This is a genomic window from Streptomyces sp. NPDC043854 (assembly GCF_056436005.1).
Window position 1 is genome coordinate 150396 of sequence record NZ_JBWKDK010000001.1, and the last position, 21732, is coordinate 172127.

Annotated in this window: 18 protein-coding genes; 14 read left to right on the top strand and 4 right to left on the bottom strand. The window is 73.3% G+C overall.

The window, feature by feature from the left end; translation table 11 throughout:
• The first annotated feature begins 3 nt into the window (after positions 1–3).
• From AC068A_RS00675 to AC068A_RS00700, 6 genes are read left to right on the top strand one after another with little or no spacing between them, the layout of a single operon-like run.
• On the top strand, positions 4–1932 hold the full coding sequence (locus AC068A_RS00675; RefSeq protein WP_478578718.1) for a CRTAC1 family protein: 1929 nt from the start codon (positions 4–6) through the stop codon (positions 1930–1932).
• Between the two features lie 5 nt (positions 1933–1937).
• Entirely contained in the window at positions 1938–3050 is a 1113-nt protein-coding gene (locus AC068A_RS00680; protein ID WP_478578720.1) for an enediyne biosynthesis protein, read from the top strand.
• Positions 3047–8938 carry a type I polyketide synthase gene (locus AC068A_RS00685; protein WP_478578723.1) on the top strand — a complete coding sequence of 1964 codons (5892 nt, stop codon included), beginning with the start codon at positions 3047–3049 and terminating at the stop codon, positions 8936–8938. Before AC068A_RS00680 ends, AC068A_RS00685 begins: the two co-directional genes overlap by 4 nt.
• A gap of 4 nt (positions 8939–8942) precedes the next feature.
• On the top strand, positions 8943–9401 hold the full coding sequence (locus AC068A_RS00690; protein ID WP_478578725.1) for an acyl-CoA thioesterase: 459 nt from the start codon (positions 8943–8945) through the stop codon (positions 9399–9401).
• Positions 9398–9943 (top strand): flavin reductase family protein, encoded by a 546-nt coding sequence (locus AC068A_RS00695; protein WP_478578727.1) that lies wholly within the window; start codon positions 9398–9400, stop codon positions 9941–9943. The genes AC068A_RS00690 and AC068A_RS00695 overlap by 4 nt, the downstream gene beginning before the upstream one ends.
• A complete protein-coding gene (locus AC068A_RS00700) occupies positions 9940–11295 on the top strand; it encodes a cytochrome P450 (RefSeq protein ID WP_478578730.1) in 1356 nt (451 codons plus the stop codon). Before AC068A_RS00695 ends, AC068A_RS00700 begins: the two co-directional genes overlap by 4 nt.
• 100 nt (positions 11296–11395) lie before the next feature.
• Here AC068A_RS00700 and AC068A_RS00705 read toward each other — a convergent pair whose 3' ends face one another.
• Together AC068A_RS00705 and AC068A_RS00710 are read right to left on the bottom strand one after the other, a co-directional pair.
• Entirely contained in the window at positions 11396–12163 is a 768-nt protein-coding gene (locus tag AC068A_RS00705) for an AraC family transcriptional regulator (RefSeq protein WP_478578732.1), read from the bottom strand.
• A gap of 46 nt (positions 12164–12209) precedes the next feature.
• The gene (locus tag AC068A_RS00710) at positions 12210–13121 is read right to left on the bottom strand and encodes a streptomycin biosynthesis protein (protein ID WP_478578734.1); all 912 of its coding nucleotides are present in this window, start codon (positions 13119–13121) and stop codon (positions 12210–12212) included.
• Positions 13122–13439: 318 nt separating this feature from the next.
• Between AC068A_RS00710 and AC068A_RS00715 the strand changes: the two genes are divergently transcribed.
• From AC068A_RS00715 to AC068A_RS00730, 4 genes are read left to right on the top strand one after another with little or no spacing between them, the layout of a single operon-like run.
• Positions 13440–14006, top strand: a complete 567-nt coding sequence (locus AC068A_RS00715) for a DUF5987 family protein (RefSeq protein WP_478578736.1) — start codon at positions 13440–13442, stop codon at positions 14004–14006.
• Positions 14003–15652: an FAD-dependent oxidoreductase gene (locus tag AC068A_RS00720; RefSeq protein ID WP_478578739.1), complete on the top strand. Its 1650-nt coding sequence runs from the start codon at positions 14003–14005 to the stop codon at positions 15650–15652. Before AC068A_RS00715 ends, AC068A_RS00720 begins: the two co-directional genes overlap by 4 nt.
• Positions 15649–16755 (top strand): carboxymuconolactone decarboxylase family protein, encoded by a 1107-nt coding sequence (locus tag AC068A_RS00725; protein WP_478578740.1) that lies wholly within the window; start codon positions 15649–15651, stop codon positions 16753–16755. The genes AC068A_RS00720 and AC068A_RS00725 overlap by 4 nt, the downstream gene beginning before the upstream one ends.
• Before the next feature lie 58 nt (positions 16756–16813).
• Positions 16814–17617, top strand: coding sequence for a TIGR03084 family metal-binding protein (locus tag AC068A_RS00730; RefSeq protein WP_478578743.1), 804 nt, complete (start codon positions 16814–16816; stop codon positions 17615–17617).
• A gap of 138 nt (positions 17618–17755) precedes the next feature.
• On the opposite strand, the gene AC068A_RS00735 is transcribed toward AC068A_RS00730, so the two are convergent.
• On the bottom strand, positions 17756–18169 hold the full coding sequence (locus tag AC068A_RS00735) for an SgcJ/EcaC family oxidoreductase (RefSeq protein WP_478578746.1): 414 nt from the start codon (positions 18167–18169) through the stop codon (positions 17756–17758).
• Between the two features lie 13 nt (positions 18170–18182).
• On the bottom strand, positions 18183–19169 hold the full coding sequence (locus tag AC068A_RS00740) for a methyltransferase (RefSeq protein ID WP_478578749.1): 987 nt from the start codon (positions 19167–19169) through the stop codon (positions 18183–18185).
• Between the two features lie 118 nt (positions 19170–19287).
• Between AC068A_RS00740 and AC068A_RS00745 the strand changes: the two genes are divergently transcribed.
• From AC068A_RS00745 to AC068A_RS00760, 4 genes are all read left to right on the top strand, one after another.
• Positions 19288–19962, top strand: coding sequence for a 4'-phosphopantetheinyl transferase family protein (locus AC068A_RS00745; RefSeq protein ID WP_478578752.1), 675 nt, complete (start codon positions 19288–19290; stop codon positions 19960–19962).
• Between the two features lie 245 nt (positions 19963–20207).
• Positions 20208–20627 (top strand): aspartate 1-decarboxylase, encoded by a 420-nt coding sequence (gene panD, locus AC068A_RS00750; RefSeq protein ID WP_478578755.1) that lies wholly within the window; start codon positions 20208–20210, stop codon positions 20625–20627.
• 14 nt (positions 20628–20641) lie between these two features.
• Complete coding sequence (locus AC068A_RS00755) at positions 20642–20995, top strand: GNAT family N-acetyltransferase (protein ID WP_478578758.1); 354 nt, start codon at positions 20642–20644, stop codon at positions 20993–20995.
• Entirely contained in the window at positions 20989–21618 is a 630-nt protein-coding gene (locus AC068A_RS00760; protein ID WP_478578760.1) for an aspartate/glutamate racemase family protein, read from the top strand. Before AC068A_RS00755 ends, AC068A_RS00760 begins: the two co-directional genes overlap by 7 nt.
• Positions 21619–21732 lie beyond the last annotated feature (114 nt).

A 21732-nucleotide genomic window follows, 5' to 3' on the forward strand; every position in this document is an offset into this window, starting at 1 on the left:
GAAATGGCAGTGAGCTCCCGGCTGCGCAGCCAACTCCCCGGAATTGTCGCGCTCACCGCCATGGTGAGTGTCTTCTACGCCGTGCAATTACCGACCACATCGGCGGCGGAATCCTCCCGCATGGCCGAGGACTACGCGTTCACCCCCATGTCCGTCGCCATGCCCGCGGGATATCGGCACCAGTCCATCCGCGAAGTGAACAAGGCGTACAAGGGAATCGACGCGTGGATTTCTTCCGTCGGCGCCGCCATCGCCATGAACGACGTCGACGGCGACGGACTGCCCAACGACCTGTGCATCACCGACCCGCGGATCGACCAGGTGGTCGTCACCCCGACCCCGGGCCGGAACGACACCCGCTACCGGGCGTTCGCGCTCGACCCCGCGCCCCGGCCCATGACCGACACCATGGCCCCGATGGGCTGCGTCCCCGGCGACTTCAACGAGGACGGCCGGACCGACCTGCTCGTCTACTACTGGGGCCGGACCCCGATCATCTTCCAGGCCAAGGCGGACACGGCCGGCGCACCCGGCGCGGGCGCCCCGGCGCTCGCCGCGACCTCCTTCGACCCGGTGGAGCTGGTCTCCGGAGTGGGCAAGGAGACCTACACCGGCCCGCAGTGGAACACCAACGCCGCCACCGTCGGCGACTTCGACGGCGACGGCCACGACGACGTCCTGATCGGCAACTACTTCCCCGACAGCCCCGTCCTGGACCCGACCAAGGACGGCGGAGTGGAGATGAACCATTCCCTGTCGCACGCGAGCAACGGCGGCGAGGACTTCATCTTCCGCGGCACCGGAAAGGGCTTCGAGGAGGCCCGCGACGCGCTCCCGGAGAGCGTCCGCAACGGCTGGACCCTGGCCGCCTCCGCCGCCGACCTCGACGGTGACCTGCTTCCCGAGCTGTACCTGGCACACGACTTCGGCACCTCCAAGCTGCTCTACAACAAGTCCCGCCCCGGCCGGATCGAGTTCGCCGTGGTCGACGGCCGGCGGGACGCCCTCACACCCCGGTCCAAGCAGCTGGGCCGCAGCTCCTTCAAGGGCATGGGCGTCGACTTCGGCGACCTCGACGGTGACGGGCTGTACGACATGTTCGTCAGCAACATCACCACGTCGTTCGGCATCCAGGAGTCCAACTTCCACTTCACCAACGAGGTGAAGGACCGCGGGGCCCTGCGCGACGAGTTCAAGAAGGGCGTCGCCCCCTACACCGACCGCAGTGCCCCGCTGGGCACCGCCTGGTCCGGCTGGGGCTGGGACGTCAAGAGCGGCGACTTCGACAACGACGGCGACCTGGAGATCGTCCAGGCCACCGGATTCGTCAAGGGCAAGACCAACCGCTGGCCCCAGCTCCAGGAACTCGCCACCGCCAACGACGCGCTGACGTCCAACCCGTTCTTCTGGCCCAACGTCAACGAGGGCGACGACATCGGCGGCGACCAGCGGCTCCACTTCTTCGCCAAGGGCGACAACGGCCGCTACACCAACCTCGGGCAGCAGCTCGGTCTCGGCGCGCCCGTCCCCACCCGCGGCATCGCCACCGGCGACGCCGACGGCGACGGCCGGCTCGACCTCGCGGTCGCCCGCCAGTGGGACCAGCCCGTCTTCTACAGCAACCAGAGCCCCAGCGGGCGCAGCAGTCTCGCCCTCAAGCTCGTCCACCCCGACGGCGCCCCGGTGGTCGACGCCCAGGTCGAGGTGACCCTGCCCGACGGCACCCGGCGGATCTCCCGGGTCGACGGCGGCGGCGGGCACTCCGGCAAGCGCAGCCACGAGGTGCACATCGGCCTCGGCGAGCACGGCTCGCAGCTGCTCGACGTCCGGCTGAGCTGGCGCGACCGGGCCGGCGACCCGCAGGAAGGCTCGCTACGGCTGACCGGCGGCCGGCACACCGTCCAGCTCGACACCGAGGCGAAGGAGAAGTGACGCACATGTCCGACAAGTCAGGGCAGTTGCCCGCCACAGCAGCAGCACCACGCCACGACCCCAAAGTCGTCACCGCCCTGCGCCGCTTCGCCATCTCCATCAGCATCTTCAACCTCCTCGGCTACACCGTCCTCGGCTTCGAACAGCCGTGGACCTGGCCGCTGATCGCGCTCGCCACCGCCTACACCACCGAGATCGTGCTGGAGGTCGTCGCCGCCAAGGCCGAGCGCCGCGCCCCCCGCTTCCTGGACGGCGGCTTCCGCGGCCTGCTGGAGTTCCTCTACCCGGCGCACATCACCGGCCTCGCGCTCAACATGCTCACCTACGTCAACGACCGCGTCTGGGTGATGATCTTCGGCGTCATCGTCGCCGTCGGCACCAAGTGGGTGCTGCGCGCGCCCGTCCGGGGCCGGCTCCGGCACTACATGAACCCGTCGAACTTCGGCATCGCCATCATCCTGCTGCTCTTCCCCTGGGCCAGCATCGCGCCCCCGTACCACTTCACCGAGTACGTCGAGACGCCCATCGACTGGCTCATCCCGGCCATCATCATCACCGCCGGCACGCTGCTGAACTCCAAGCTCACCGGCCGGATGTGGCTGATCGCCGCCTGGGTCATCGGCTTCGCCCTGCAGGCGGTCATCCGCGGACTCGTCCTCGGCACGTCCATCTCCGGCGGCCTCGCCATGATGACCGGCGTGGCGTTCGTCCTCTTCACCAATTACATGATCACCGACCCGGGCACCACTCCCTCCAAGCCGTGGGCGCAGGTCGCCTTCGGCGGCGGGGTCGCCGCCATGTACGGGGTCCTGACCGCGCTGCACATCGCATACGGCATCTTCTTCGCCACCGCGCTCGTCTGCCTGATCCGCGGCCTCTACCACTGGGGAGTCCACCTGGCCGGCAAGCAGGCCGCCGCCGCCCGCGCGGCCGAGACCGCGCCCCCGGCCGCCGGGGCCGCGCCCGCCGAGTCCACTGAGTCCACCGCATCCACCGCATCCACCGCCTCCACCGGGTCCGTCGCGCCCGCCGCCGCCGCGGCGGGCGACGAGGCCGGGGTGCCCGCCGCGGCGGACGCGGACGCCGTCGACACCCAGCCGGCGGTGGCAGTCCGATGACCAGACTCGCCATCGTCGGCATGGCCTGCCGCTACCCCGACGCGGACACCCCCCGCGACCTGTGGGAGAACGCCGTGGCAGGCCGGCGTGCCTTCCGCCGCCTCCCGGACGTCCGGATGCGCCTGGAGGACTACTGGGACGCCGACCCCGCGGCCCCGGACCGGTTCTACGCCCGCACCGCCGCCGTGATCGAGGGCTACGAGTTCGACCGGCTCGGACACAAGATCGCCGGCAGCACGTACCGCTCGACCGACCTCACCCACTGGCTCGCCCTGGACGTCGCCGGCCGGGCGCTCGCCGACGCAGGCTTCCCGCAGGGCGAGGGCCTGCCCCGGGAACGTACCGGCGTCGTCGTCGGCAACACCCTGACCGGCGAGTTCACCCGCGCCAACACCATGCGGCTGCGCTGGCCGTACGTACGCCGGGTGCTCACCGCCGCCCTCAAGTCCCAGGACCTCCAGGGCTGGGACGACGACCGGCTGGCCGGCTTCCTCGACGAGGTCGAGGCCACCTACAAGAGTCCCTTCCCGCCGGTCAACGAGGACACCCTGGCCGGCGGCCTGTCGAACACCATCGCGGGTCGGATCTGCAACCACTTCGACCTCGGCGGCGGCGGATACACCGTCGACGGCGCCTGCTCGTCCTCCCTGCTGTCCGTCACCCAGGCTGCCCGCGCGCTCCTCGACGGCGACATCGACGTCGCCGTCACGGGCGGCGTCGACCTGTCCATCGACCCGTTCGAGATGGTCGGCTTCGCCAAGACCGGCGCCCTCGCCCGGCAGGAGATGCGGGTCTACGACCGGGGCGCCAACGGCTTCTGGCCCGGCGAGGGCTGCGGCATGATCGTGCTGATGCGCGAGGCGGACGCGCTCGCGGCCGGGCACCGCGTCTACGCGAGCATCGCCGGCTGGGGCATCTCCTCCGACGGCCACGGCGGGATCACCCGGCCCGAGATCCACGGCTACCGGCTGGCGCTGCGCCGCGCCTACGGCCGCGCCGGATTCGGCATCGAATCCGTCGGCCTGTTCGAAGGCCACGGAACGGGCACCCAGGTCGGCGATGCCACCGAACTCGGCGCGCTCATCCAGGCCCGCGACGAGGCCGCGCGCGCCGCGGCAGGGCGCGGCGGCGCCGCCGTCCCGCCCGCCGTGATCAGCTCCGTCAAGGCCATGATCGGGCACACCAAGGCCGCCGCGGGCGTCGCCGGACTGATCAAGGCCGCCATGGCCGTGGACGCCGAGACCCTGCCGCCCGCCCTCGGCCTCGTCGACCCGCACCCGCTGCTGCTGGAGAACCCGGACGTGCTGCGCGCGCTCCGCCGCGCCGAGCCCTGGCCCGAGGACCTCCCGGTCCGGGCCGGCATCACCGCCATGGGCTTCGGCGGCATCAACACCCATGTCGTCCTCGACCGGCCGGCCGCAGCCGGCCCCCGGCGCCGGGCCGCCACCGCGTCCGCCACCGGGCGCGAGGCGGAGCTCGCCCGTTCCGTCCAGGACGCCGAACTGCTGCTGGCCGACGCCGAATCGCCGCAGGAGCTGCGCCGCAAGCTGACCGGACTGGCCGACTTCGCGGCCGGGCTGTCGTACGCGCAGCTCTCCGACCTGGCCGCCACCCTGCACGACGGGCTGCAAGCCGCGCCGTACCGGGCGGCGGCCGTCGTCACCTCGCCCGAGGACGCCGAGCGGCAGCTCCGGCGGCTCGCCGACACCCTGGACGCGGGCACCACCCGGCACATCGCCCAGGACGGCAGGGGCTTCCTCGGCGAGGCTCGCGGCCCGGCCCGGATCGGCTACCTCTTCCCCGGCCAGGGCTCGGGCCGCGGCACCACCGGCGGGGCGCTGCGACGCCGGCTGGCCGAGGCGGAAGCCGTCTACAAAGCCGCAGCCCTGCCCAGCTCAGCCGACTTGGACACGGTGGCCACCGAGGTCGCGCAGCCCCGCATCGTCGCCGGATCCATGGCGGGCCTGCGCGCGCTCGCCGCCATCGGCCTGGAGGCGACCGTCGCCGTCGGCCACAGCCTCGGCGAGATATCGGCCCTGGCCTGGGCGGGCGCGCTGGACCAGGAGCTGGTGCTGACCGTCGCCCGGCTGCGCGGACTGGCCATGGCCGAACGCGGCGAATCGGGCGCCATGGGCTCCCTCACGGCACCCGCCGCCACCGCCGAACGGCTCGCCACCGGCCTGCCCGTGGTCATCGCCGGCTACAACAGCCCCCGGCAGACCGTGCTGGCCGGCCCGGTCGACGCTGTCACCGCGCTGCTCGACCGGGCGGGCGCGGCGGGCGTGCCGGCCACCCGGCTCGCCGTCTCGCACGCCTTCCACTCCCCGCTGGTGGCCTCCGCCGCCCAGACGGTCGGCGACTGCATGGCCGAACTCGGCTTCGCGCCCGTCGGGCGGCGGGTCGTCTCCACCGTCACCGGAGACACGCTCGCCACGGACACCGACATCGCCGCCCTGCTGCGCCGCCAGATCACCGAACCGGTGCGCTTCGCGCAGGCCGTCGGACGCGCCGCCGAGGGGCTCGACCTGTTCGTCGAGGTCGGCCCCGGCCGGGTGCTCAGCGGGCTCGCCGCCGACCTCAGCGACGTACCGGCGGTGTCCCTCGACACCGACGACGAATCCCTGCACTCGCTGCTGCGGGTGGCCGCGGCGGCCTATGTCGTCGGCGGGCCGCTGTACCTCACCCGGCTGTTCCAGGACCGGCTGGTGCGCCCGCTGGAGATCGGCGCCGAGTTCCGGTTCTTCGCCAGCCCCGCCGAACAGGTCCCGGACGTGGTCGTGCCCCGGTCCAGGGCCGCCGCGGTGCCCACCGCGAGGCCCGAGGCCGGCGCCGGCGCCGGTGCCGGGACCGGCGAGAGCGGCCTCGACCTGCTGCGCCGACTCGTCGCCGAACGCGCCGAACTGCCCCTGGACATGGTGCACGGCGGCACCCGGCTGCTCGACGACCTGCACCTGAGCTCCATCACCGTCGGCCAGATCGTCAACGAGGGGGCCCGGCAGCTCGGCCTGCCCCCCGCCGCCACCCCGCTGAACTTCGCCACCGCCACCCTGGGAGAACTGGCCGACGCCCTGGCCGAGCTGGCCCGGACCGGCCAGGAGGGCGCGACCGCACCCGTCGCCGCAGCCGCCGGCGCCGCCGCCTGGGCCCGCGCCTTCGCCGTCGACCTGGACGAGCTGTCCCGGCCGGCCGCCGTACCCGCCGCGGGCACCACCGGGCCCGGCCCGTGGACGCTGTTCGCGCCGGACGGCCATCCCTTCGCCACGGACCTGTGCGACGCCCTGCGGGCCACGGGAGGCGGCGGGGGAGTCCTGGTCTGCCTGCCGCCGGACGCCGGCGAAGCCGACGTGGAAGCGGCCCTGACCGGCGCGCACACCGCGCTGGCGGGCCCGCCCACCGGCCGGTTCGTCCTGGTCCAGCACGGCCGGGGCGCGGCCGGCCTGGCCAAGACCCTGCGCCTGGAGGCCCCGGGCCTGCGCACCACGATCGTCCAGCTGCCGCCGGACCCCTCCCCGGACATCCCCGACCCGGTCGCCCTGGTCACGGCCGAGGTCGCCGCCACCGCCCACTTCGCGGAGATCGTCTACGACGCGGCCGGTGCCCGCCGGGTACCGACACTGCGCGCCCTGCCCGTCCGCCCCGCCCGCACCGACCAGCCGCTCGGCCCCGCCGACGTGCTGCTGGTGACCGGCGGCGGCAAGGGCATCACCGCCGAGTGCGCCCACGCCCTCGCCCAGGACAGCGGAGCCGCCCTGGCCCTGCTCGGCCGGTCCGACCCGGCCACCGACCCCGAACTCGCGGCGAACCTGCGCCGGATGGCCGACAGCGGCATCCGGGTGCACTACGCCCGCGCCGACGTCGCCGACCCCGGCCAGGTACGGGCCGCCGTCGACACCCTCACCACCGCCCTCGGGCCGGTCACCGCCCTGCTGCACGGCGCCGGACGCAACGAGCCGGCCGGCCTCCCGGCCGTCGACACCGCCCTGATCCGGCGCACCTTCGCCCCCAAGGTCGACGGACTGCGGGCCGTGCTGGCCGCCGTCGACCAGGACCGGCTGCGCCTGTTCGTCACCTTCGGCAGCATCATCGGCCGGTCCGGACTGCCCGGCGAGGCCCACTACGCCGTCGCCAACGAATGGCTGGCCGACCTCACCGAGGAGTTCGCACGCAGCCACCCCGCCTGCCGGACCCTCTGCCTGGAGTGGTCGGTCTGGTCCGGCGTCGGCATGGGCGAGCGGCTGTCCGTCGTGGAATCCCTCACCCGGAACGGCGTCACCGCCCTGACCCCCGACCAGGGGGTGGCCCTGCTGCGCCGGCTGCTGGCCGACCCGGACGCGCCGACGACCGTCGTGGTCAGCGGCCGGACCGAGGGCATCGGCACGGTCCGCCGCGACCTCCCGCCGCTGCCGCTGCTGCGCTTCGTCGAGAAACCGCTGGTGCACTACCACGGAGTGGAACTGGTCGCCGAGGCCCGGCTCAGCGCCGGCACCGACCCCTACCTCGTCGACCACGACCTCGACGGCAACCTGCTCTTCCCCGCCGTCATCGGCATGGAGGCGATGGCCCAGGCCGCCACCGCCTGCACCGGGCGCACCACGGTGCCGGTGATCGAGGCAGCGGAGTTCCTGCGCCCCATCGTCGTCCCGCCGGCCGGGGCCACCACCATCCGGATCGCCGTCACCGTCACGGACGACGACGACACCGTCGAGGCGGTGATCCGCAGCGCGGAGACCGGCTTCGCGGCCGAGCACTTCCGGGCCCGGCTCGTGTTCCGCGAGGCCGCGGTGGACCAGGGTCCGCCCGACCAGACTCCGGACGACCTGCCCGCCGTACCGCTGGACCCGCACGAGGAGCTGTACGGAAGCGTGCTGTTCCAGAGCGGGCGCTTCACCCGGCTGCGCCGCTACCACCGGGCCGCCGCCCGGTACGTCGACGCGGACGTGGCGACCTCGGCGACAGACCAGTGGTTCGCCGGGTTCCTCCCCGGCGACCTGCTGCTGGGCGACCCCGGCGCGCGGGACGCGCTGATGCACGGCACCCAGGTGTGTGTGCCGCACGCGACCCTGCTGCCGCAGGCGGTCGACCGGATCCAGCCGTTCGGCGGCAAGCCGGTGGACACCGGCGAGCTGCGGTACGTCGCCACCGAGCGCAGCCGGGACGGCGACAGTTACGTCTACGACATCGCCGTCCGCGACGCCCAGGGCGACACGGTCGAGCGGTGGGAGGGCCTGCGGCTGCGGGCGGTCCGCAAGAGCGACGGGCGCGGGCCGTGGCCGGTGCCGCTGCTCGGGCCCTACCTGGAACGCTCGCTGGAGGACCTGACCGGGGCCCAGCTGTCGATCGCCGCGGAACCCGAACCCGAACCCGGCCCCGAAGCCGGGCCCGGAACACCCGCGGCGGACAACCGGCGGGCCCGCACGGCCACCGCGGCGGCACGCGCTCTCGGCCGCCCGGCCGTGGTCCGCTACCGGCCCGACGGCCGACCCGAACTCGCCGACGGCGGCAGCCTGTCCGCGGCCCACGGCCCCGGCCTGACGCTGTGCGCGGTGTCCGCCGACGGCGGGCCGGTCGGCTGCGACGCCGAAGCCGTCGCGCCGCGCACCGAAGCGGAGTGGCGGGCGCTGCTCGGCACCCACGCGCCGGTCGCGGACCTGCTCGTCCGGGAACGGCCCGACGAGGGCCCGGACGCGGCGGCGATCCGCGTCTGGACGGCCCTGGAATGCCTGCAGAAGGCGGGCCTGACCTCGGCCGCGCCGCTCACCCTGACCGCCCGCGGCAGCGACGGCTGGGCCGTCCTCGCCTCCGGGGACCTGCTGATCGCCACGCTCCTCACCACTGTGCGCGGGGTGGACCGGCCGGTCGTCCTCGCACTCCTGACAGAAGGGTGCTGAACCCATGGCGGACTACTTCGAATACCGGCACACGGTGGGTTTCGAGGAGACCAACCTCGTCGGCAACGTCTACTACGTCAATTATCTGAGCTGGCAGGGCCGCTGCCGGGAAATGTTCCTCAAGTCGCGGGCCCCCGCGGTGCTCGCCGAGATCCAGGACGACCTCAAGCTGTTCACCCTGAAGGTCGACTGCGAGTTCTTCGCCGAGATCACCGCGTTCGACGAACTGTCCATCCGGATGCGGCTGGCCGATCTCGCCCAGACCCAGCTGGAGTTCACCTTCGATTACGTCAAACTGGGCGCGGACGGTACCGAGACCCTCGTCGCCCGCGGCCGGCAGCGGGTGGCCTGCATGCGCGGGCCGAACACCGCGACCGTGCCGTCCCTCGTCCCCGAGGCGCTGCTCACGGCGCTGGAACCGTACACGCAGACCACGGCGCCCCGGCTGGAGCGGACCGCATGAGCCCCGGCTCCGGGTCCGGGGCCGGACCGACCGACGTCACCGACCCCGGCCAACTACGCCAGATATTCGGCACGTTCGCCACCGGCATCACCGTGGTCACGGTCGGCGGGGCCGCCCCGCACGGCATGACCGCGAACTCCTTCACCTCCGTCTCGCTGGAGCCGCCCCTGGTGCTGGTGTGCGTCGCCGATGACGCCCTCATGCACAAGGTCCTGGAATCCGCGGACCACTTCGGCATCTCCATCCTCGCGGCCGGCCAGGACCAGGTCGCCCGGCACTTCTCGGACCGCTCCCGCCCGCAGGGGTCGCGGCAGTTCGACGCGGTGCGCTGGCGGCCCGGTCCGGCCACCGGCGCGCCGCTCATCGACGACGCGCTGGCCCACCTGGAGTGCGCCATGTGGCGCCACTACGACGGCGGAGACCACACGATCTTCCTCGGCGAGGTGGTATGGATGAGACGCCGCCCGGACCAGGACGCCCTGCTGTTCGCCGGCGGGCGCTACGGCCGCCTGGCCCCGCCCCGGAGGGAGGCCGTCGCGTGAACCCGGCACCCCGGGGCCGGGCCGGGCGCACCCCGCCCGGCCCCCGGCGCACCGAACTCCCCTCCCTCTTCCACAAGCTGGTCACCGACCGGCTGGAGCTGCTGAGCCAGGCCGCCGACCTGGGCGACGCCGTCCGCGTCGCCATGGGGCCGCGTACGCTCTACATCTTCAACCACCCCGACCACGCCAAACACGTGCTGGCCGACAACAGCGCCAACTACCACAAGGGCATCGGTCTCACCGAGGCCAAACGGGCCCTCGGCGACGGCCTGCTGACCAGCGAGGGCGCGCTGTGGCGCGAGCAACGCCGCACCGCCCAGCCGTCCTTCCAGGTCAAGCACCTCGCCGCGCAGGCGGGGGTGATCGCGGAGGAGGCGGCCAAGCTGACCGCCCGGCTGCGAGCCCGGCAGGGCGAAGACGTGGTCGACCTCACCGAGGAGTTCACCACCCTCACCCTCGGCGTGCTGGGCCGCACGCTGCTGGACGCGGACCTGTCCGCGTACGGCTCAGTCGGTCACGCCTTCGAGGCGGTACAGGACCAGGCCATGTTCGAGATGGTCACCCAGGGCATGGTGCCGCTGTGGGCGCCGCTGCCCAAACAGCGAAGGTTCCGGCGGGCCCGCGCGGAACTCCAGGACGCCGTGGAGCGGCTCGTCCGCGACCGCGGCGCCGCCGCCGACGGGCTGCAGGCCCGGCTGATCGAATCCGCCGGGCGGGAACCCGACCCCGGACTCGCCCGGCAGCGGCTGCGCGACGACCTGGTGACCCTCCTGCTCACCGGACACGAGACCACCGCCAGCTCACTGGGCTGGACCTTCCACCTGCTGGACCGGAACCCGGAGGCCGCCGCGCTGGTACGCGCCGAGGCGGAGCGGGTGCTGGGGGACCGCGACCCGGTGTACGAGGACCTCGCCCGGCTGCGTTACACCGCGATGGTGGTCCACGAGGCCATGCGGCTGTACCCGCCGGTGTGGATCCTCACCCGCCGGGCGGTGAACGCCGACGAGGTCGGCGGATACCACGTGCCGGCCGGCGCGGACGTCCTCATCTGCCCCTACACGCTGCACCGCCATCCCCGGTTCTGGGACGACCCGGAGCGCTTTGACCCGGAGCGCTTCGACCCCGGACGCCCGGTGGACCGGCCCCGGTACGCCTACATCCCGTTCGGTGCCGGGCCGCGGTTCTGCATCGGCAACAACCTCGGGCTGATGGAAGCCGTGTTCGTGACCGCGATGGTCACCCGTGAGCTGACGCTCAGCACGCCGCCGGGGCACCGGGTGGTCCCCGAGGCGATGCTGTCGCTGCGGGTCAAGGGCGGGCTGCCGGTCCGGGTGCGGGCCGCCGGCGGGTGATCGCGCGAGCGCGAACGCGGCCGGGAACGCGACCGCGAAGGTGAGCACAACCCCCGAGGGGCGGGGACCCGAGGTCCGCGCCCCTCGGGCGTTCCCGGCGTCAGCCGGCCACTCGCGTCAGCGCGTGCATTCTCATGTCCAGCAGCGCCAGCAGCACGGGCGGATCGAGCGCGCGCATCGCGCGCAGCCGCACATCCGCCGGCTTGAGAAGCGTGTTCGAGCCCACCGTCACCGGCCCGTAGGTGCCGATGGAGGGAGCGCCGTCCGAGCGGATGCCGTCCAGCTCCTCCATCCCGTACGGGACCGACTGCATGAGGACGTACCAGGTGCCCTCGGGGACGTCCTCCAGGACGTAGGGCCCCGGCCGGTCGAGGACCGCGCAGCGCACCGGCTGTCCCTGCGGGATGCACTCGGGGAACAGGCCGATGAAGACGTGGCCCGCCTCGCCGTCCTCCGGGGGCAGCACCGTGCCGCGCAGCGACACCGGGCGGGTCCGGCCGCCGGGGGGAGGCCCGGCGGGCTGGATCTCCTCGGTGAAGCCGCCCAGCCGACGGTATGCGGACGGGGCCATTCCCACGGAATTCTTGAAGCGTGAACTGAAGGTGCCCACGCTCTGGTAGCCGACCAGATTGCTGATGTCGGCGATGTTGAGTTCGGTGGTCACCAGCAGGTGCTTCGCGCGCTCCAGCCGCAGCGCCGAAAGGAAGCGCCCGGGAGTGATCCCGGTGGCGTTCTTGAATATTCGGGTGAAGTGGAACTTGCTGAATAACGCGGTCCTGGCCATCTCGTCGATGGTGAGTTCCTGCCCGAGGTTTTCCTGCATGCTGGTGATGACTCGGGTGACGGCGCGTTCGATGGTGGTTTCCATATCCCCTCCGTGTTCGGTCCTGTAGTGGTACGCGGTCCCCTGTGTGTCAATGCCCCTTCGGCCGCTCCACCTCCCTGGCGATCTGCTGCCAGACCTCCGCGCATTTCCTGGCGAGCGCGGCGACGCTGTCCGTGCAGTGCGCGGGAAGCGCGTCGAGCTGGTGGTGCCAGTCGTCGGTCAGGACGGGCTGGGTGTGCAGCCAGCGCAGCAGCTGCCGGCCGGCCTCCGTGCTGCGCAGCGACGGGTCCCGGCTGAGGCTGCGCAGCACCTCCGGGAAGGCCCGGCAGGGCACCGCCGGCACGGGCTCGGGTGCGGACGGCGCCGGTGACGCGCGTAACTCCTGCGCCGCGGGCGGGTCGGCCGGTACGGGTGTCTCGCCGCGCCGGATCCGGCTGCGGATGTTGTGCGCGGTCCCCACCGAGACGCCCGCGTCCCGGGCGATCTCCCGCAGTGGCGCGTCCGGCCGCTCGGCGATGAGCTGCACGGCGCGCAGCCGGCCCTGGGTGCCGTCCAGCGGGTAGCGCCGGCCGTCGGCGCCGATCCGGCTGTTCAGGTGCGCGGATTCCGCGCCTGAAAGCCTGCGCAGGGCGGCCACGGTCTTGCCGGACAGCCCGACGCACGCCGCGACCGCCCGGTCGGAGAGCTGCGGGTCGGCGGCCAGGATGCGCCGGGCCGCCGCCTTGCGGTCGGACAGCGACAGCGGCAGGCCGTGCGCGATGTTCTCCTGCACGCCCCGCCGGAAGGCTTCGTCCTGGCTGCCGTCGAAGAACAGGGCCTCGATGTCGTGACGGCCGCGCAGGACGGCTGCGTGCAGGCGGTGCATGCCGTCGATGACGCGCATGGTGGCGCGGTGCACCAGGATCGGTGGGAGGGTGTCGGGCGTCTCCGTCAGCCGGCGGATGTGTTCGGTGTCGATTCCGGCCAGCCGCGGGGAGTCGGCGGGCCGCAGCCGTGCCACGGGGACCCGGTGGATCCGCGGCGGCGGGACGGTGTGGAGACGGTACGCAGGACGCGGCGGATCAGCGCTTGTCACTTGGGAACCCCCGAAGGCATGTGCGATGGAACGTCGGTATGGCAGGACCGAAACGCAAGCAGTTGTGCCGTGTTCGTGGTTGTTCTGTGACGTTGTCAGGAGCGTAATGGTCCGTCGGTCTATGGCCAAGACTTAGTGAGGTTTTTCTGCCGAGGGGTTCGCAACCTGTGAGTTGCTTGAAAGGACTAACTGCTCATAACTTATTGAAGCCTAAAACTGAATGAGCTGGCAGGAGGAACTGCCGTGGAACCGGAAAGCGCTCTCAGGGCATCCCGGACGCCGACACTGGAGGCTTATGCAGACACGATTGTTCCCGGTGAAAAGCGCTGGCCCGGCGATGCGGCGATCGCCGGCGCGGCCGACGGCGGCGGAGCCGTCGCGGCCGGTGCGATCGAACTGCTGGAGTGGGACGCCACCGGTCTGACCGAGGGCCTGGACGAACTCGCCGATCTCCTCAACCGGCACGCGCGCACCTACGCGGACGGACGCGGACTCGCTCTGGACACGACACTCCCGCCGTTTGTCGCCCTGGATTTCGGGCACAGGACAGCCTTGGTGGCGGAGCTGACAGCGCCGGGCCACCCCGAGAAGGAATTCTGGGTGCTCCTGACCCTCTTCAGCAACATGGCTTACGACTCCGCGGCGCATATGCACACCGCAGATGCGATCGCCCAGGACCACCCGGGCCTGGCCGCGATGGGCGTCGTACCGCCCGGCCCGGACCGCCTTTGGCGCTATGACCAGCACTCCTACGGCCGACGGCTGGCCCGCGTCCACCCCGACACCACCCCCTCAGGGAGCCCGGCATGAACAGTGCGGAGCAGACCGACGTCCTCGTGATCGGCAGCGGATTCGGCGGCGCGATCGCCGCCTACCACCTCGCCGCCGGCGGGGCCGCGGTGACCGTGCTCGAACGCGGCCCCTGGCTCACCGCCGAGGACGCCGAGCACGACTACAAGCTCGGCTCCTCCTACACGCGGGGCTTCGACTTCACCGTCGGCGACGGCATGAGCATCCTCGGCGGCAACTGTGTGGGCGGCGGCAGCATCGTCTACTTCGCCTCCATGCCCAGAGCCCCCCGCTTCGTCTTCGAACGCCGCGGCAGCATCGGCCGCCGGATGTGGCCGGCCGCCATCAGCCGCGACACCCTGGACCCCTGGTACGACCGGGTTGCCGAGGCCCTGCCCGTCACCCCGCAGGACTGGCACGACGTCACCTACGCCGGCGGGCTGTGGGCCGCCGCCTGCGACCACGCCGGCCGGACCGCCAACCCGCTGCCCGTCGCCATCGACACCGCCGCCTGCGTCAACTGCAACTGGATGATGGCCGGCTGCCGCTTCGACGCCAAGCGGTCCCTGCTCCTGAACTACCTGCCCGCCGCCGTCACCCACGGCGCCGTGATCCGCCCGCTGCACGAGGTGCAGTCCATCTCCCGTACGGACGGGGGCGGTTACCGTATCCACTACAACGTCATCGACGACGAGGACTACCGGATCACCACCGGATCCGGCGTGATCGACGCCAAGATCGTCGTACTGGCCGCCGGGGCCGGCGCCACCCCCGTCATCCTCCAGCGCAGCGAGGCCGGCCTCGGCCCCATGCCGCACGCCGTCGGCCGGTACTTCTCCGGCAACGGCGAACGGCTCAACACCGCGGTCGTCAACGAGAACCGGGTCGCCGAAGTCCTCGGCCTGTCCCGCGGCGACGGCGCACCCGCCTACGGCGCCAACCCGATCGGCCGCGGCCCCACCGTCGCCAGCTGGGACCGCCTCGACGGCTCGCTGCCCGAGTACTCCCGCTACTCCCTGGAACAGCTCTACTTCCCGCCCGGCCTCGGCACCATCCTCGCCCAGGCCCCGGACGCCACCGACGGACCCACCTGGTTCGGCCGGGACAAGAAGCGGATGCTCTCCCGCTGGAACTCCTGGCTGACCATCTTCACGATGAGCGAGGACGACAACGAGGGCGTGTTCGGCCCGCCGCCCGCCACCGGAAACGCCATGCGCATCTCCCAGCAGATGCTCGGCCGCGGCAACCTGAGGTACGAGCCCACGGCCAACACCCGGCACGGCTGGGCCGCCTCCGACGCCGAGGTCAAGGACATCCTCGAACGCGACGGCATCGCCCGGGTCCGGCCCTGGACCAACGACGTCGTCGGCGCCTACACCGTGCACCCCCTCGCGTCCTGCCGGATGGGCGACGACCCCGCCACCTCCGCCCTCGACGACCGCAACGAACTCCGCGGCCACCCGGGCATCTTCGTCACCGACGGCTCCGCCGTCCCCGGCGCCCTCACCGTCAACCCCGCCATGACCATCGCGGCGGTCGCCGAACGCGCCGTGCCCGGCATCATCCGGGCCGCCCAGGAACGCGGCGTGACCGTCCGCTACGGGGCACCGGCCCCGGACGGCGCCACCAGCGGACGACGGGGCGTGCTGCCCCTGATCCGCACGTGAACCACCACACCGGGCTCGACCTGCTCCCCGTACGACGGCTCGTCCGCACCGCGCTGCGCGGGGCCCTGGCCCGGACCCGGTACGTCGCCGTGGTCCGGCCGGAGCACGCCGAGGACACCGTGGCCGCCGTCTACGCCCAGGCGGAACGCGACTTCGGCGTGCTCGCCCCGCCCATCGCCCTGCACGCGGCGGCCCCCGACGTCCTGGCCGCCGCCTGGGCGCTGCTGCGCGAGACGCTGCTCGTGCCCGCCGGGGTGGACCGGGCGGCCAAGGAAGCGGTGGCCACCGCCGTGTCCGAGGCCAACGCCTGCCCGTACTGCGTGGACGTGCACGGGGCGATGGTACGCGGCCTGACGGGTCGTCAGGGACGGCCCGGCGGTTCAGGCGTCGCCGCCGACCCGGACGGGCGGATCGGGCGCTGGGTGCGGGGGAGCGGCGGCGGCGTCCCGGCCGGCCCGCCCGGGACCCCGGAGGAACTCCCCGAGTACGCCGGGGTCGCGGTCACCTTCCACTACCTCAACCGGATGGTGAGCGTCTTCCTCGACGACTCGCCGCTGCCGGCGGCGACCCCGGCGGCCGCCCGCGGCACCATCATGCGCATGGTCACCGAGGCGATGCGGCCCCGCGACCCGGCCGGCCCGCCGCCCGGCGCCGCCCTGGAGCTGCTGCCGGCCGCGCCGCTGCCCGCCGATCTGGCCTGGGCGGCCGGAAACCCGTCCATCGGTGGCGCGTTCGCCCGCGCGGCGGCGGTCATCGAGGCCGGCGGCGCCCGGGCGCTGCCGCCGGACACCCGCGAGCTGGTGCGCGCCCGGCTGGCCGTGGCGGACAGCACTGCCCCGGGCCCGAGCCGGGCCTGGGCCGTGGCCGCCGTAGGCGCCCTGCCCGCTGCGGACCGCCCGGCCGCCCGGCTGGCCCTGCTCACGGGGCTGGCCGCCTACCAGGTCGTACCGGACGACATCACGGCGTTCCGGGCGGCGGCGGACCCGGCCGACGACCGGGCGCTGATCGAACTCACCGCATGGGCCGCCCTCACCGCGGCCCGCCACGCCGGTCGGCGCCTGACCCGCTCCGCAACGGACGAGAAGACACCACGGTCCCCGTGACCCAGGCTGGACCAGGCCCACCGGGCCGCCCCCACCCACAGCAGAGAGCGAGATACGCATGTCCGATCTGCAGAACGTGCTCAAGGACCTGACCACCGCGGCCGACGACACCGAACGGATGGTGGCCGACCTCACCGAAGAGCAGTGGGCGCTGCCGACCCCGGCGACCGGCTGGACGGTCGCCGACCAGGTCGCCCACATGTCCTTCATCTTCCGCCTCGCCGGCACGGCGGCCTCGGACCCGGCGGCCTTCGCCGCCATGACCGAGCAGGCCAAAGGCGACTTCAACGGCGCCGTGAACGCCGCCCTGCACGCCTACCCGCGCCACGACCCCGCCGCGCTGCTGACGCGCTGGCGGGCGGAACGCACCGCCTGCATCGACGCGCTCGCGGTCGTCCCGCCGGGCCAGGTCGTGCCCTGGCTGGTCAACCCGCTGCCGCCGGTCGTGCTCGCCTGCGCCGGGATCATGGAGACCTTCGCGCACGGGCAGGACATCGCCGACGCCCTCCACATCCGCCGGGAGCCCGCCGAGTGGCTGCGCCACCTCGTCGGATTCGCCGTGCTCACCCGGGACTTCGGCTACCAGGCGCGCGGCCTGACGCCGCCCGCCGAGCCGTTCCGGTTCGAGATCACCGGGCCGTCGGGCGAGCTGTGGGAGTACGGCCCGGCCGACGCCGCCGAGCGGGTCTCCGGCCCGGCCTACGACTTCTGTCTGCTGGTCACCCGCCGCCGGCACCGCGCCGACTTGGCGGTGACCGCCGCCGGCCCGGCCGCCGAGCACTGGCTGGACATCGCCCAGGCGTACCGCGGCCCGGCGGGCGAGGGCCGGGTGCCCGGCCAGTTCGCCGGCCTCCCCGCCTGAGCTGCCGGACACCGCCGAGGCGAGAGCCGCGGACAGCGTTGAGGGGCCGAGCCCGCCGGGCTCGGCCCCTCAACGTTCCGCGGACAGGGACGCCCCCGCGGGGGAGTCAGTGGGCGCCCCTGCCGGTCGTGGGCCCGGTCAGGACGGCAGGTTGACCGGGCTGTTCTGGTAGGCCGCGATGAACCACTGGCCGCCCTGCCTGGCCAGCACCCAGGTCGCGCGGATCTCGCGTTCCGGGGCGACGGTCGTCTCGCCGGGCGCGAGCACCCCGCCCTGAGTGATCAGCACCGCCGTGTCGGCACCCACGAAGCGGAGGTCCTTCGGCGCCCCGAACACCTTGGTGCCCTTGAACGGCCCCGCGTATCCGAAGGCCATGAACCCCTCGACCTCGGCGCGGCCCTTCTTGTAGATGTCCCCGGGGAGGATCATCGTGGCGTCCTCGGTGAACAGGGCGGCGACGGCCGCCGCGTCCTGCGCGGCCCAGGCCGCCATCATCCGCTCCGGGACCTCCGCGATGGCCGCCCGGTCCTTGTCCCTGTTCATGTCCGTCATGCTGTCCTCCACCTCAGTCCGGCACTGCCAGTTCGATGATCGAGAGGTATCCGGCCGGGTGTACGCCACGTACCGCGAGCCCGGCCCGCTCGCCCAGTACGCGGATCTCGGCCAGGCCGCGCTCCTTGCCGCCGTTGTAGGCGAGCATGCGCAGATCCATGGCGGTGTTCGGCGACTCGCCGTCCCGGCCGATCGCCTCGATGACAAGTACGGCGCCCTTGTCACCGGCAGCCTCGGCGCACCGGCACAGCAGGGCCGCCGCCGGGTCGTCGCTCCAGTCATGGAGGACCGCGGACAGCACATATCCGCCCGCTCCGGCGGGCAGCGGCTCGAAGAAGCTGCCCGGTGCCACATCTGCCCGGCCGGACAGGCCCCGGTCCGCGAACAGCCGCCGCGCGGCAGCCGCGGGCCCGGGCAGGTCGACGACCGTGCCCCGCAGCTCCGGATGCGCGGCCAGCAGGGTCGCGAGCAACCCGCCGCTGCCGCCCCCGACATCCACCACATGCCCCAGCGCGGCCCAGTCGTACGCCTGTGGGAGCTGCGCGTGCTCCAGGGTGATGTGATGGCTCATCAGGGCGTCGAAGGAAGCGGACCGTTCCGGGTCGGCGGCCAGGTCTTCCCACAACGCGGCGCCGTGCCGTACCGGATAGGCCGGTTCGCCTGTGCGCACCGAGTGCAGCAGCTCCACGAAGCTCAGGTCCCCCCGGCCGATCGCCCCGTTCAGGTCGAGCCACCGCCGTTTCCCGGACGGATGGTCGTCGCGCAGCTGCTGCCCGAGCTCGGTCAGGCCGTACCGGCCGGAGCCGGTGTCCCGGGTGAACAGTCCGACGCTCACCAGATGCCGCAACAGGCGGTCCAGGGCGTCCGGGTGGGCCCCGGCGGCCGCCGCCAGCTCCGCCGCGGTCCGCCGCCCGGCCACGATGTGATCCGCCACCCTGAGCGTGGCCGCCACCCGCACTGCCATGGGTGTGGCCAGGTCTGCCAGCGTCGTCAGCCCCACGTGCCCTCCCTTCGGCCTTCGTGAGCATAGGGCGAAAGCCGACGGTGGATTTATTCCGGAATGCTGAGGCCGACCGGGGCCACCCTGCCCGTCCCGTCACGGCGGCATTCTCTGTCCCATGGACGAACCCGTCGTGCTCGATCTTCGCCACCCGCCCCGGACGCCACCGCTGCCCTCGTGCTGGCTGGTCGCGGCCGATGCCCAGCCGATCGCCGAACTCCTCGCGCCGCGCACCCTGGACGCCACCGAACAGCGGACGGCCGCCGCCTTCCGCAGCGAACAGGAGGGCCTGGACTACATGACCGCACACGTCGCCCTGCGCATCCTGCTCGGTGCCGCGCTCGGCCGGGCACCCGGGGCGATCAGGCTGGTGCGCCGGCCCTGCCCGGAATGCGGGGGCCCGCACGGCCGCCCCGCCGTCGGCGGCAGCGCCATCCACTTCTCCCTGTCCCATACCGGCGGCCTGGCGCTGATCGCCCTCGCCGCCCGCCCGGTCGGCGTCGACATCGAGCGGGTCCCCGACCCGGACACCGCCGAGCGCCTCGCCTCCGAGCTGCACCCCCGGGAGCGGCGCGAGCTGGCCACCCTTCCGGCCGGCTCCCGCCCCGTCGCCGTGGCCCGGATCTGGGTCCGCAAAGAGGCGTACTTCAAGGGCCTGGGGCTCGGGCTGGCCCGCGCCCTGGACCTGGACTACGTGGGCGCCGGCCCCCCGCCACGCCTCGCGGAATGGCAGCTCCACGACCTCGCGGCACCCGCCGGCAACCGCGCCGCGCTGGCCCTGGTCACGCCGTGACGCCGTCCCGGCCCCCTGGGCCGGGTTGCGTAGGCTGGCGTCGGCACAGCGGAACGGAGGTGCGGGGGAGTGGCTGAACCTTGCGCGACCCTCCTGGCGCTGCGTCAGAGAAGTCGGCAATCGGTCAGCACGAGTCCTGAAAATCCTGGGGAATACTGCCCGGACACGCGACTCGTTGTAAGGTATGGAAACCGCCCTTGACCTGCAAAAACGCAGGCAGGGAGCCTAGCTCCAGGAGTACCTCCATGATGCGCACCATGTTCAAGTCCAAGATCCATCGGGCCACCGTCACGCAGGCCGATCTGCACTACGTCGGTTCCGTGACCATCGACGCCGATCTGCTCGATGCCGCCGATCTGCTGCCCGGGGAGCTCGTCCACATCGTGGACATCACCAACGGGGCGAGGCTGGAGACGTACGTCATCGAGGGCGAGCGGGGGTCCGGGGTCATCGGGATCAACGGTGCCGCCGCGCACCTGGTGCACCCGGGCGACCTGGTCATCCTCATCAGCTACGCGCAGGTCGAGGACGCCGAGGCCAGGACCTTCACCCCGCGCGTCGTGCACGTGGACGCGCAGAACCGCATCGTGGAGCTGGGCGCGGACCCGTCCGCGCCGGTGCCGGGCACGGACCAGGAGCGCAGCCCCCACGCAGTGGCTGTCTGAGAGGAGTCGGGGCCATGACGCAGGCCGGGTCGATCGAGTTCAAGGACGAGCGGGAGGCCGGAAGGCTGCTCGCCCTTGAGGGCGGGGAGGCCGTCGGCCTCATCGCGTACTTCGTGCTCGACCGGGAGCCCGGCGCGCTCGTGGCCGTGCACACCATCGTCGAGCCCGGCCACGAGGGGCGCGGGATCGCCGGGGACCTGGTCCAGGCCTTCTACGGGATCGCCGCCGCCGAAGGGGTCCCCGTGGTCCCGCTCTGCCCCTACGCCGCGAGCTGGGCTGCCCGGCATCCCGACCAGGCGCCCGCCGCCCCCGCCGGGGCCGTCGCCGCGGCCCGGGCGCAGCTGGACGCCGGCCCCGACCTGTGGTGACCGGCCTGACCCTGCTGCACACCTCGCCGGTCCACGTTCCCGTCTTCGACGCGCTGCGGGACCGGGACCACCCCGGGGCCGTGCTGCGCCACCTCGTGGTGCCGGAGCTGCTGGACCGGGCCCGCGCGCAGGGCCCGGAGTCGGTGGCTCCGGAACTGCGGGAGCTGCTGGCGGACTCCGCCGGCCCGGTGCTCGTGACCTGCTCGACGATCGGCGCGGTCGCGGAGTCCCTGGCCGGGGAGCTGGGGGTGCCGGTGCTGAGGGTGGACCGGCCGATGGCCGCGGCCGCCGTCCGCACCGGCCCGCGGATCACCGTGCTGGCGGCCCTGGAATCGACCCTCGGGCCGACCGGGGCCCTGCTCGCCGAGGAGGGTGGCGGCCGGTCGGCGGTGATCGCGACGCATGTCGTCGCCGGGGCCTGGGACCGCTTCGAGGCGGGGGACACCGCCGGGTACCTGGCCCTCGTCGCCGAGGCCGCCGACGCCGTGGCGGACGCGGACGTCATCGTGCTGGCCCAGGCCTCCATGGCCGGCGCCGCAGCCCTCACCGCCACACCCGTGCCGGTGCTCTCCAGCCCGGCCCCGGGGCTCGCCGCCGCCCTCGCCGCCGACCGCTGCACGTGACCCCGCCCGGATCCGGTCCGGGAGGCGTACCCGCCCGGATCTGGGGAAGGTGGGGCATATGGTGCAAGATGTACATGCCGAGGGCACGCAGCCGCCCGTGCCCGAGCCGCCGCC

Bases quoted from the DNA above. Each gene is read 5' to 3' on its own strand.
- AC068A_RS00675 (WP_478578718.1), top strand. From the start codon at position 4: ATGGCAGTGAGCTCCCGGCTGCGCAGCCAACTCCCCGGAATTGTCGCG.
- AC068A_RS00680 (WP_478578720.1), top strand. From the start codon at position 1,938: ATGTCCGACAAGTCAGGGCAGTTGCCCGCCACAGCAGCAGCACCACGC.
- AC068A_RS00685 (WP_478578723.1), top strand. From the start codon at position 3,047: ATGACCAGACTCGCCATCGTCGGCATGGCCTGCCGCTACCCCGACGCG.
- AC068A_RS00690 (WP_478578725.1), top strand. From the start codon at position 8,943: ATGGCGGACTACTTCGAATACCGGCACACGGTGGGTTTCGAGGAGACC.
- AC068A_RS00695 (WP_478578727.1), top strand. From the start codon at position 9,398: ATGAGCCCCGGCTCCGGGTCCGGGGCCGGACCGACCGACGTCACCGAC.
- AC068A_RS00705 (WP_478578732.1), bottom strand. From the start codon at position 12,163: ATGGAAACCACCATCGAACGCGCCGTCACCCGAGTCATCACCAGCATG.
- AC068A_RS00720 (WP_478578739.1), top strand. From the start codon at position 14,003: ATGAACAGTGCGGAGCAGACCGACGTCCTCGTGATCGGCAGCGGATTC.
- AC068A_RS00730 (WP_478578743.1), top strand. From the start codon at position 16,814: ATGTCCGATCTGCAGAACGTGCTCAAGGACCTGACCACCGCGGCCGAC.
- AC068A_RS00735 (WP_478578746.1), bottom strand. From the start codon at position 18,169: ATGACGGACATGAACAGGGACAAGGACCGGGCGGCCATCGCGGAGGTC.
- AC068A_RS00745 (WP_478578752.1), top strand. From the start codon at position 19,288: ATGGACGAACCCGTCGTGCTCGATCTTCGCCACCCGCCCCGGACGCCA.
- panD (WP_478578755.1), top strand. From the start codon at position 20,208: ATGATGCGCACCATGTTCAAGTCCAAGATCCATCGGGCCACCGTCACG.
- AC068A_RS00755 (WP_478578758.1), top strand. From the start codon at position 20,642: ATGACGCAGGCCGGGTCGATCGAGTTCAAGGACGAGCGGGAGGCCGGA.